At 66.8% G+C, this 11,697-nt stretch carries 9 protein-coding genes and 1 tRNA gene; 4 read left to right on the forward strand and 6 right to left on the reverse strand.

Features of this window, described 5'->3' with window-relative positions; genetic code table 11:
* Nucleotides 1–24 precede the first annotated feature (24 nt).
* Nucleotides 25–741: a helix-turn-helix domain-containing protein gene (locus AC1VNX_RS18300; RefSeq protein WP_483158128.1), complete on the forward strand. Its 717-nt coding sequence runs from the start codon at nt 25–27 to the stop codon at nt 739–741.
* A gap of 329 nt (nt 742–1,070) precedes the next feature.
* Here the strand turns inward: AC1VNX_RS18300 and AC1VNX_RS18305 are convergent, their stop codons facing one another.
* Nucleotides 1,071–1,631 carry a fasciclin domain-containing protein gene (locus AC1VNX_RS18305; RefSeq protein WP_483158130.1) on the reverse strand — a complete coding sequence of 187 codons (561 nt, stop codon included), beginning with the start codon at nt 1,629–1,631 and terminating at the stop codon, nt 1,071–1,073.
* Nucleotides 1,632–1,989: 358 nt separating this feature from the next.
* Here AC1VNX_RS18305 and AC1VNX_RS18310 point away from each other — a divergent pair, with 358 nt between their 5' ends.
* From AC1VNX_RS18310 to AC1VNX_RS18320, 3 genes are all read left to right on the forward strand, one after another.
* Nucleotides 1,990–3,492: an efflux transporter outer membrane subunit gene (locus tag AC1VNX_RS18310; protein WP_483158132.1), complete on the forward strand. Its 1,503-nt coding sequence runs from the start codon at nt 1,990–1,992 to the stop codon at nt 3,490–3,492.
* 38 nt (nt 3,493–3,530) lie between these two features.
* Entirely contained in the window at nt 3,531–4,604 is a 1,074-nt protein-coding gene (locus AC1VNX_RS18315) for an efflux RND transporter periplasmic adaptor subunit (protein ID WP_483158134.1), read from the forward strand.
* A 109-nt stretch (nt 4,605–4,713) separates the two neighbouring features.
* Nucleotides 4,714–7,794 (forward strand): efflux RND transporter permease subunit, encoded by a 3,081-nt coding sequence (locus tag AC1VNX_RS18320; RefSeq protein WP_483158136.1) that lies wholly within the window; start codon nt 4,714–4,716, stop codon nt 7,792–7,794.
* Between the two features lie 150 nt (nt 7,795–7,944).
* Here the strand turns inward: AC1VNX_RS18320 and AC1VNX_RS18325 are convergent.
* The 5 genes from AC1VNX_RS18325 to tolB form a co-directional block, all read right to left on the reverse strand.
* Nucleotides 7,945–8,020, reverse strand: a tRNA-Lys gene (locus AC1VNX_RS18325).
* A 49-nt stretch (nt 8,021–8,069) separates the two neighbouring features.
* Nucleotides 8,070–8,801 carry a tRNA threonylcarbamoyladenosine dehydratase gene (locus AC1VNX_RS18330; protein ID WP_483161978.1) on the reverse strand — a complete coding sequence of 244 codons (732 nt, stop codon included), beginning with the start codon at nt 8,799–8,801 and terminating at the stop codon, nt 8,070–8,072.
* A 139-nt stretch (nt 8,802–8,940) separates the two neighbouring features.
* Entirely contained in the window at nt 8,941–9,690 is a 750-nt protein-coding gene (ybgF, locus tag AC1VNX_RS18335) for a tol-pal system protein YbgF (protein ID WP_126019439.1), read from the reverse strand.
* Entirely contained in the window at nt 9,690–10,205 is a 516-nt protein-coding gene (gene pal / locus AC1VNX_RS18340) for a peptidoglycan-associated lipoprotein Pal (RefSeq protein ID WP_126019437.1), read from the reverse strand. The genes ybgF and pal overlap by 1 nt, the downstream gene beginning before the upstream one ends.
* A gap of 28 nt (nt 10,206–10,233) precedes the next feature.
* Entirely contained in the window at nt 10,234–11,460 is a 1,227-nt protein-coding gene (tolB, locus tag AC1VNX_RS18345) for a Tol-Pal system beta propeller repeat protein TolB (protein WP_483158139.1), read from the reverse strand.
* Nucleotides 11,461–11,697 lie beyond the last annotated feature (237 nt).

The following is an 11,697-nucleotide window of genomic DNA, read 5'->3' on the forward strand; positions in this document are numbered from 1 at the left end:
CGTTTGGGCTTAAATCCCCAGCCGATGGACAGCATTGCCAAACGCGCCCTGGCCGCGCGCAAATTCGCCAAGATGACGCAGAAGCAGGCCGAGGTGGTCTCTGGCGTCAAACAGTCCAGCATTTCCAAGATCGAACGAGGCGACGTCAGCCGCTCCATGAGCGTGCTCGCGCTGGCCCGCGCGTACCGCGCCGATCCGAACTGGCTGGACACAGGCGACGGCCCCGCCCCCTGGGACGAAGACCAGATCAGACAGGCCCGCGACCGGGCCAACGAGCCGCCGGGGCCCTACCGGGTGGCGCACATCCCGCCTTCGATCCCGAGCTTCAACCCGCGCACGCCCGGCACCGTGCCGCTCATTTCCTGGGCCGACGCCGCCAACTGGGACAGCCACGAGATCTCGCAGCAGCCGCGCGCCGAGCGCTGGATTCCCTGCATCGCCCACCACAGCCTCCAGAGTTATGCGCTGCGCGTGCGCGGCGACAGCATGACCTCGCCCAGCGGCCAGCTGAAGAGCTACCCGGCCGGCTCGATCGTGTTCGTCGACACCTCGCTGCGCAAGCCCGACGACGGCGAACGCGTCATCGCGAAGCTGGATGACAGCGACGAGGTCACCTTCAAGGTGTTCAAGGAAGACGACGGCCGCCGCTGGCTGCTGCCGTTGAATCCGAAGCACGAGCCGGTGCGCACGCCCTTCACCGTGCTGGGCACGGTGGTCGGCAAGTGGGAAGACGAGGACTGAATCGCCCCCCGGCGTCCGGCGTCCGGCGTCCGGCGAAGAATGAGCCGGGAATTAGCCTGGAACGGGATTCCAGCGAGGTCAGGTTGCGTGCAGGTTCAGAGGCGATATTCATGTCTCTCCCTGTGGCCTGCATCCTCTGATCCTCCCTCCTCCAGCAGGTCACCTTCAAGCCCGCCTTGTGCGGGCTTTTTTTTAAAAAATTTTGCTCGCCCCCAGGCTGCGCGGCACTGCGTGCCGCTTCGCCAACCCCCTACCGGGGGCAACACCTGCGGCCCGGCGAAGCCGGTTCCGCGGTGTTTCTGGAAGGGGCCGGAATCGGCCCTTGGGGCTTACTTGGGCAGCAGGACCTTGTTGACCACGTGGATCACGCCGTTCGACTGGTAGACGTTGGGGATCGTCACGGTGGCGGTGCCGCCCTTTTCGTCGGTGATCATGATCTTTCCGCCCTTTTCCTTGGCGACGAGCATGCCGCCGGCCACGGTCTTCAGTTCGGCCGAGCCCTTGCCGGCCTTGATTTGCTTCTTCAGCGCGGCGGCGTCGAGCTTGCCGGCCACGACGTGGTAGGTCAGCACGCCGGTCAGGGCGTCCTTGCTCTCGGGCTTGAGAAGGGTGTCGACGGTGCCGGCCGGCAGCGCGGCGAAGGCTTCGTTGGTCGGCGCGAACACGGTGAACGGGCCCGGGCCCTTGAGGGTATCGACGAGGCCGGCCGCCTTGACGGCCGCGACCAGGGTAGTGTGGTCCTTGGAGTTGACCGCGTTGTCGATGATGTCCTTGGTCGGCAGCATCGGCGCGCCACCCACCATGACAGAGGCCGCGAGGGCCGAGACCGCGCCGGCAGACAGTGCAATGGCAAGGGAGAACGCGGCGAGGCTGTGAAATTTGCGTTGCATGTGGATGCTCCTGATTGAATGATCGACCGCTGCGAAATGGCGGCGGCTGTCTTCAGTACGGGTGCCCGCAGGCAACGGATTCGATGGCGGCGAAAGAAAGAAGACCGCCCCACGCACAGTCGCGCTTCGCGCCGTGCCCATGCATTTCGCGCTGTGTAATACCAATTTCGTCGCAGCGGCCTCGCAGCGTGGGGCGGCGGCTACGAGACTTCGGGAAAGTCAGGCAGCCCGGGCGTTCCGGGTGTACAACCGCTGCCCCATGCCAAATCAAGAAAACAATGCGTTGGAGGATCACCCCGGTTCGTTGTTGCGCGCTGCGCCTGCGCGCTCGCGGCCGGGGTGGCCCGTTCAGGGCGCCGTGCTTGGCGCCGTCCTGCTGCTGTTGAGCGGCTGCGCGGTCGGACCGGACTTCAGGACGCCCGACCTGCCCGCCGCAGCCAGCGGTGCCGACTACACCCCCGCGCCGATGCCGGCGCGCACCGTTAAGTCCGACGTGCCCGCGGGCCAGTCGCAGGAGCTGCTGCCGGGCCGCGACATTCCCGGCCAGTGGTGGGAAGTGTTCCGCTCCGAGCCGCTCGACAGGCTGATCCGCGCCTCGCTGGCCCAGAGCCCCACGCTGGCTTCCGCGCAGGCGGCGCTGCGGCAGGCCGAAGCCACCTACGACGCGAAGTCGGGCAACCTGCTGTGGCCGCAGGTCACGGCGCAACTGGGCGCGCAGCGCGAGCGCGCATCGGAGGTCAGCACGCAGGTGCCTGGCGGCCAGTTGCTCACGCTGTACAACGCCTCGGTCAACGTCAGCTACAACCTCGACGTGTTCGGCGGCTCGCGCCGGCAGATCGAGGGTGCGCAGGCCGCCGTGCAAGCACAGCGCTACCAGGTGGAGGCGACCTACCTCACGCTCACTTCGAACCTCGTCACCACCGCGATCCGCGAAGCCGCGCTGCGCGGCCAGCTGCAGGCCACGCGCGAGGTGCTGCAGGCGCAGCGCGAGCAGCTGGGCGTGATCGAAAAGCAGTTCGACACCGGCGCGATCCCGAAATCGATCGTGCTGCAGCAGCGCACGCAGGTCGCGCAGACCCAAGCGGCGATTCCGCCCCTGGAGAAATCGCTCGCGCAGACGCGCCACCAGCTCGCGGTGTTCGCGGGCCGCCTGCCCTCCGAGCAGGGCCTGCCCGAGTTCGATCTCGCCAGCCTTTCGCTGCCGCAGGAGCTGCCGCTGTCGCTGCCATCGGAGCTGGCGCGCCAGCGGCCCGACGTGCGCGCCAGCGAGGCGCAACTGCACCAGGCCAGCGCGGCGGTCGGCGTGGCCACGGCGAATCTCTATCCGCAGATCCAGCTCAGCGCGAGCTACGGCAACACCTCCTTGCGCGCACGCGACCTGTTCACCGGGCCGACCACGCTGTGGAACATCGGCGCCGGGCTCACGCAGCCGATCTTCAACGGCGGCGCCCTTCGCGCGCAGCAGCGCGCCGCCGTCGCTGCCTACGACTCGGCGGCGGCGCAATACCGTAACACCGTGCTCGGCGCCTTCCAGAACGTGGCCGATGCATTGCGCGCGCTCGAGCTCGACGCCGCCGCGCTGCAAAACCAGGCCACGGCCGAATCGCTCGCGAAGCAGTCGCTCGAACTCTCGACCGCGCAGTTCCGCGCCGGCGCGGTGAGCTACGTGACGCTGCTGACCGCCCAGCAGGCCTGGCTGCAGACGCACACCGCGCTGGCGCAGGCGCAGGCCGCGCGCTATGCCGACACGGCCGCCCTCTTCCAGGCGCTGGGCGGCGGCTGGTGGAACCGCGGCGCGCTGGCCGACGCGGCGATCGCGCCGGGACAGCCTGCACCGCAAGCAACAGCACCGCAGAACTGAGCGGCCCCGAACACTCCAAAACTCCAAGAAAACAATCTATGACCCGAAGAATGATCATCATGATCGGCTGCGTACTGCTGCTGGTCGCCGTGCTCGCGTTCGGCAAGTTCATGCAGATCCGCGCGCTGATCGCTGCCGTGCCCAAGCCGGCGCCGCAGACGGTGTCGACGGCCGAGGTACAGAAGCTGCAATGGCAGTCGCAGTTCACCGCGGTCGGCACGCTGAATCCGGTGCGCGGCGCCGACCTCAGCACCGAAGTGGCCGGGCTGGTGCGCGCGGTGCACTTCAAGTCGGGGCAGGACGTGAAGGCCGGCACGCTGCTGGTCGAGCTCAATGCGGATTCCGACGTCGCCCTGCTGCACTCGGCCGAGGCCGCCGCCGCGCAGGCCGCCATCGTGCTCAAGCGCGACCAGGCGCAGCTCGCGGTGCAGGCCGTGAGCCAGGCGCAGATCGACGCCGACACCAACGACCTGAAGGCCAAGCGCGCGCAGGTCGAGCAGCAGGCCGCGGTGGTGGCGAAGAAGTCGATCCGCGCGCCCTTCTCGGGCCGCCTGGGCATCACCACGCTGAACCCCGGACAGTACGTGAACGCCGGCGACAAGCTGGTCACGCTGCAGACGCTGGACCCGATCTACGTCGATTTCGCGCTGCCGCAGCAGCAGCTCGCGGGCCTGGCGGTGGGCCAGGTGGTGAACCTGTCGGTCGACACTTTCCCGGGCCAGGCCTTCAGCGGCAAGATCAACGCGATCAGCCCCAAGGTGGACGCCGCCACGCGCAACGTGCAGGTCGAGGCGACCGTCTCCAATCCGAAGCAGCTCCTGCTGCCCGGCATGTTCGCCAACGTGAAGATCGACGTGGGCGGCGTGCAGGAGCAGCTCACGCTGCCATCCACCGCTGTGACCTACAACCCGTACGGCTCGACCGTGTACGTGGTGAAGGAAGCCGAGCCGCCCAAGGAAGGTGTGGCCAGTGCCGGGGGGCTCCCGCCCAGCCCGCCAATCCATCGGGCGCGAAGCAGCTCGTCGCGCAGCAGGTCTTCATCGAGACCGGTCCGACGCGCGGCGACCAGATCGCCATCGTCAAGGGCCTCGCGGCCGGCCAGGTGGTGGTGAGCAGCGGACAGAACAAGCTGAAGAACGGCACGCCGGTGGTGGTGGACAACAGCGTCCAGCCCGCCAACAACCCGGCGCCGACGCCGCAGGAAAAGTGAGGGCCTAGCGCATGAACTTCACGGACATCTTCATCCGCCGGCCGGTGCTGGCGATGGTGGTGAGCATGCTGATCGTGGTGCTCGGGCTGCGGGCGCTGGCCGGCCTGCCGGTCAACCAGTACCCGAAGACCGAGAACGGCGTGGTCACCATCGCCACCGCCTATTACGGCGCCGACGCGGCCACGGTCGCGGGCTTCATCACGCAGCCGCTCGAAGCCGCCGTGTCGCAGGCGCAGGGCATCGACTACCTCTCGTCGTCGAGCAGCCTGGGCGTCTCGACCATCACCGCCACGCTGCGGCTGAACTACGACTCCAACCGCGCGCTGACCGAGATCAACACGCAGGTGAACTCGGTGCGCAACCAGCTGCCGCCGCAGGCGCAGCAGCCGGTGCTGACGGTGGCCACGGGCCAGACCACCGACGCGATGTACATCGGCTTCTACAGCGACACGCTGCCCAACAACAACGTCACCGACTTCCTGGTGCGCGTGGTGCAGCCCAAGCTCAACGCCATTCCCGGCGTGCAGACCGCCGAAATCCTCGGTGCGCGAACCTTCGCGCTGCGGGCCTGGCTCGACGCGCAGAAGATGGCCGCCTACGGCGTGACCGCCACCGACGTGAGCGCGGCGCTGGCCGCCAACAACTACCTCGCGGCCGTGGGCCAGAGCAAGGGCCAGATGGTGAGCGTACCTCTCACGGCCGGCACCTCTCTGCACAGCGTGGACGAGTTCAAGCAGCTGTCGGTGAAGAGCTCCAACGGTGCCATCGTGCGGCTGCAGGACGTGGCCAACGTGACGCTGGGCTCGGAGAACTACGACTTCAACGTGGCCTTCAACGGCGTGCGCTCGGTGTTCATCGGCATCAAGGTCGCGCCCGAGGCCAACATCCTCGACGTGGCCAAGCAGGTGCGCACCGTGTTCCCGGACATCCAGTCCCAGCTGCCCACGGGCCTGACGGGCAAGATCGTCTACGACTCGACCGACTTCATCAACACGTCCATCAGCGAAGTGATCAAGACGCTGGTGGAAGCGCTGATCATCGTGACGGTGGTGATCTACCTGTTCCTGGGCAGCCTGCGCGCGGTGGTGGTGCCTGTGATCGCGATGCCGCTGTCGCTGATCGGCACCTTCTTCATCATGCTGGCGCTGGGCTACTCCATCAACCTGCTCACGCTGCTGGCGCTGGTGCTGGCGATCGGGCTGGTGGTGGACGACGCGATCATCGTGGTGGAGAACGTCGACCGGCACATGCGCGAGGGCAAGTCGCCCATGCAGGCCTCGCTGCTCGCGGCGCGCGAGCTGGGCGGGCCCATCCTGGCCATGACGGTGGTGCTGGTGGCGGTGTACGTGCCCATCGGCTTCCAGGGCGGGCTCACCGGCTCGCTCTTCACCGAGTTCGCCTTCACGCTCGCGGGCTCGGTGGTGGTGTCGGGCATCGTGGCGCTCACGCTGTCGCCGATGATGTGCTCGCGCTTCTTCAAGCCCGAGCAGGATACCGGCAAGTTCGCGATGAAGATCGAGCACGTCTTCGAGCGCGTGCACCACCGCTACCAGCTGATATTGCGCGGCGTGCTCAAGACCTGGCCGGTGATGATCGTCATGGGCGCGATCCTGGTGGCGCTGTTGTTCGTGATGTTCAAGATGTCGAAGTCGGAACTCGCGCCCGAGGAAGACCAGGGCATCGTGCTGTCGCAGGTGGTGGGCGCGCCCACGGCCACCATCAACCAGATGCAGAACTACGCGGACCAGATCTTCAAGGTCGCGCACGACACGCCCGAATACGCGCAGCTCTTCCAACTCACCGGCGTGCCCAGCACCAACGCGGGCATTGCGGGTGTGCTGCTCAAGCCCTGGGACCAGCGCACGCGCAGCGCGCACGACATCCAGACCGACCTGCAGAAGCGCTGGAACGGCATTGCCGGCGCGAAGGTGGTGGCCTTCCAGTTTCCGGCGCTGCCGGGCGCCTCGGGCCTGCCGGTGCAGTTCGTCATCAAGACGACAGAGCCCTTCGAGAACCTGAACGCCCTCGCCCAGCAGATCATGGACAAGGCGCGCGCCGACGGAAAGTTCTACTACATCGACGCCGACCTGAAGATCGACCTGCCGCAGGCCTCCGTGGTGGTCGACCGCGACAAGATCGCCACGCTGGGCATCACGCAGCAGGACGTGGGCAACGCGATGGGCGCGGCGCTGGGCGGCGCCTACGTCAACTACTTCTCCATTTCGGGCCGCTCGTACAAGGTGATCCCGCAGGTGCAGCAGGTCGACCGGCTGAACCCGCCGGACGTGCTGAACTTCTACATCAAGACGCCCAACGGCGTGGTGCCGGCCAGCACGGTGGCGAGCCTGAAGTACAGCGTGCAGCCGGAGACGGTGAACCACTTCCAGCAGCTCAACTCCGTGACCATCCAGGGCGTGCCCAGCGGCACGCAGGGCGAGACTCTGGAGTACCTGCGCGGCGTGGTGCAGCAGCTGGCGCCCAGCGGCTACACGGTGGACTACTCGGGCCAGTCGCGCCAGTTCGTGCAGGAGTCGGGCAACTTCGCCATCACCTTCGTCTTCGCGCTGATCATCGTGTTCCTGGCGCTGGCGGCGCAATTCGAGAGCTTCCGCGATCCGGTTGTGATCCTGGTGTCGGTGCCGCTGGCCCTGTTCGGCGCGATGATCTTCATCTTCTGGGGCTTCGCTTCGATGAACATCTACACGCAGGTGGGCCTGGTGACGCTGATGGGCCTCATCAGCAAGCACGGCATCCTGATCGTCGAGGTGGCCAACCGCCTGCAGAAGCAGGGCCTGAGCAAGCTCGACGCCATCGTGGAAGCCGCCGGCACACGTCTGCGCCCCATCCTGATGACGACCGCCGCCATGGTCTTCGGCGTGCTGCCGCTGGTGATCGCCTCGGGCGCCGGCGCGGCGGGCCGCAAGGCGATGGGCATCGTGATCTTCAGCGGGCTTTCCATCGGCACGCTGTTCACGCTCTTCGTGGTGCCGGCGATGTACCTCTTCATCGCGGCGCGGCATCAGAAAACAGAGAGCGCGGAGAACCCGCCGGAACAGCCGGCGCTGCCCGGAGCGGTGGCGCCAGAGGCCTGAGCCGCATCGCGCTGCCGGCCGATCGGGCCCGCTGCTGGAAAGCAGCGGGCTTTTTAATTCTTGATGGCTGCAGGACTGAACCTGCGTCGAAGGCCGAGGCGAAAAAAATCCCCGCGTGCAAGGCAGGCGAGGATTCTTGAAGAAAAGGCTTGGTAGGACGTACTGGATTCGAACCAGTGACCAACGGATTAAAAGTCCGCTGCTCTACCAACTGAGCTAACGTCCCGAACCATTTTTCTGTTCTTTGCCGAAGTGATATCCGGCAAAGCCAAAGATTATAGCGCGACGTTGGACGCGATTTTGTCCAGAACCCAACCTGCCGCGCATTGACCGAAAGTCGCGGTCACGCTGACCACCGATCCGTAGCCGTGGCAGTTGAGCGTGCCGTCGCCGCTTTCGATGGCGCACGAGGCGTCCGGCGGGGCCACGCTTTCGCGGCTGAAGACGCAGGCGACACCGATCTTGCGGCCTTCGCGCGGAGCGCCGTGCTCCTTGCGCAGGCGCTGGCGGAGTTGGGCCAGCAGCGGGTCGTGCGTGACCAGCGACAAATCTTCGATGTCGACCTTGTGCGCCTGCCGCTTGCCGCCTGCAGCGCCCACGGTGATGAACGCTGTGCGCGATGCACGCGCCCAGGCCGCCATCGCCACCTTGGCCTTCACTTGGTCGCAGGCGTCGATGACCGCCGTCGCCGGCCCGTTCGCGGCCTGTGCCCCATCGAGAAGCGCAAGCCAGTTGCCGGGCTCGACGAAATCGTCGATGGCCTGCACCCTGCACTGAGGGTTGATCTGCGCGATGCGCTCGCGCATGGCCTCGACCTTGGCCTGCCCGACGGTCGCGTCGAGTGCGTGGATCTGGCGGTTGATGTTCGACTCCGACACGTGGTCGAGGTCGATCATGGTCAAGCGCCCCACTCCGCTGCGCGCCAGCGCCTCGACGGCCCACGAGCCGACGCCGCCGATGCCGACGACCAGCACGTGCGCATTGCGGATGCGCGCGGCGCCGGCCACGCCATAGAGCCGCTCGAGGCCGCCGAAGCGGCGCGCAAAGTCAGGCGCCGCGGTGTCGGTGGCGACATCCGCGGCGGCTGCGGGAAGAGTGGGAGATGCAGTGGCGATGATGGCGCTCAAGCGGAATGCTCCGCCCGCATCAGCGCAGGCGCGAGAGACGTTCGCGGCCGGCCTGCGCGGCTTCGGACTGCGGGTAGGCCTTGGTCAGGTCTTCCAGCGTGCGGCGCGCGGCGCGCGTGTCCTTCAGCTCGATCTGGCAGTTCGCGATCGACAGCACGGCCTCGGGGGCCTTGGCGTGGTCGGGCGCGAGCGAGAGCATGGAGCGGAAGTTCGCGATGGCCTCGTTGTAGTTGCGCGTGGCGTACTGCGCATTGCCCAGCCAGAACAGCGCCGAGGCGTTGTAGCCGCTTTGCGGGTAGCGCTTGACGAATTCGGCGAACGCGGTCTGCGCCTGCGCGAACTGGCCCGAGCGGAACACGCCGAGGGCAGCCTCGAAATCGGCCTTTTCCTTGGGATCGGCGGTGAACTCGCGGCCGTCCACCGACACCTTCGAAGGCTCGCTCTGCTTGAGCTTGTCGTCGATGGTGGTCTGGCGCGACTGCATTTCGCTCAGCGTGCGCGTGAGCTGCTCGTTCTGGCCGGTCATGCGGGCCAGGTCGCCGCGCATCTGCTCGATCTGGTTCTGCAGGTCGAGCAGGCTGCGGCGCAGCTGGCCGTTTTCGTCGGTGAGCCGCTGGTCGGTCTGCTGGCGCATGGCCTCGACACGCTGGCGCAGGTCGAGGATGGCGCGGCGAGCCTCGTCATCCTCGAACAGCGCGGCCTGCGATGCCGCCGAGACGCAAAGCAAGGCGGCGGCCAGCGCCGCGCCTCGCAGTAGGGCGCGTGGCATCACCGGGTGTAGCGGATTTCGGCGCGGCGGTTCTGCGCCCAGACTTCCTCACCCGAGCCGGTGACAGCCGGCTTTTCCTTGCCGAAGCTCACGGCTTCGATCTGGTTGTCGTTCACGCCCAGCAGGGTCAGCGCGCGACGCACGGCTTCGGAGCGCTTCTGACCGAGGGCCAGGTTGTACTCGCGGCCGCCGCGCTCGTCGGTGTGGCCTTCGATCGAGATGCGGCGCTGCGGGTTGGCCTTGAGGAAGCGGGCATGGCCGTCGATCAGCGACTGGAACTCTGGCTTGACCGTGTAGCTGTCGTAGTCGAAGTAGACGATGCGCTCGACGCCCACCGGACCTTGCGCGGTGCCCGCGGTCGGGTCGATGGTGACAGGTGCCACGGTGCTGGCGCCCTGCTGGCCGCCAGCCGTGCCCGAGCGGTCGGTCACCGGCGTTTCGTTGAGCTTGGTGCCCGACGAGCAACCGGCGATGAGAGCCACGATGGCCAGCGAATAGAGCGTACGTTTCAACATTTTTTCAAACTCCTCAAATAAACCTTGGTCATTGCTTCTGGAACGGACCCCAGTCCGGTTCCCTGATGTCTCCCGCCTGCCCCGCCAGTCGTGCCTTTATTTTTCCATCGAGCGTGGTCGTCATCAGGGCTTCGCGGCCCTGCAGCTGCGTGGCATAGACGATCAGCTTGCTGTTCGGTGCAAAACTCGGACTTTCGTCCGCGGAGGTGTCGGTGATCGCGCTGACGTTGCCGGTTGCCAACTCCATCACATGGAGTTTGAAGGCGCCGCCCACTCGCGAGATGTAGGCCAACCACCGGCCATCGCCGCTGACAGACGGAGAGATGTTGTAGGTGCCGCTGAAGGTCACCCGCGTCGGGCTGCCGCCGCTGGCGCTCATCTTGTAGATCTGGGGAGCGCCGCCGCGGTCGCTCACGAAGTAGATCGTGCCGCCGTCGGCCGAGTACACCGGCTCGGTGTCGATGCTGGAACTCTGGGTCAGGCGGCGTGGTTCGCCGCCGCTGGCCGGAATGGAGAAAAGCTGCGAACCGCCGTCGCGGCTGAGCGTGACGGCCAGCGAATTGCCGTCGGGCGCCCAGGCTGGAGCGCTGTTGGAGCCCTTGAAGTTGGCAAGCAGGCGGCGCTGGCCGGTGGCCACGTTGTGCACGTACACGACGGGCTTGCGCGACTCGAAGGAAACGTACGCGAGCTGCTGGCCGTTGGACGACCAGCACGGCGAGATGATCGGCTCGGGGCTGGCGAGCGCAGCCTGCGCGTTCTCCCCATCGGCGTCGGCCACCCACAGCGAGTAGCGGCTGCCGCCCTTGGTGACGTAGGCGATGCGGGTCGAGAAGATACCTTTCTCGCCCGTCAGCTTCTCGTACACGTAGTCGGCGATGCGGTGCGATGCCAGGCGCAGATCGCCCTGGGGAACGGTGTAGCTCTGGCCACCGAGATCCTGGCCCTTCACCACGTCCCACAGGCGGAAGCGCACGTCGAAGCGGCCGTCGGCCAGACGGGTGACGCTGCCCGCCACGAGCGAGTCGGCGGTGCGCTGGCGCCACAGCGAAAGATCGGGGCGCGATGCCTCGTCGAGGGCCTGTCCCGAAGCATCGACGCCGCGGAACTGGCCGCTGCGTTCCAGGTCAGCCTGGACGATGTCGGAGATCTTCTGCGGGGAGGATTCCTGTCCCTTGAATGGAACGAGCGCGATCGGCAACTGCGTGAGCCCCACACCGGAAACCTCGACCCGGAACTGGGCCAGAGCAGGAATCATGGGGGTGGCAGCAAGGGCCGCAATGACGGTGCGGCGTGCAAATAGCGATGAAGAAGGAGTTGGAATTTGGGCTGGCAACGGCTTGTTCATGCGGTTCGGAGAGGTTTCGGGGTGAAAAGTTCTCCCCGGCTTCAACGGGCCACATGTTACACACTGGTTCGAGGGGGCCGTCACAAAACGTTTATCCATCGGCGCGGTCCTACAGCCGCGACTGCGGCAGGCCCGCACGGGCCCGCC

It is taken from the genome of Variovorax sp. TLI9-5A (assembly GCF_056867935.1).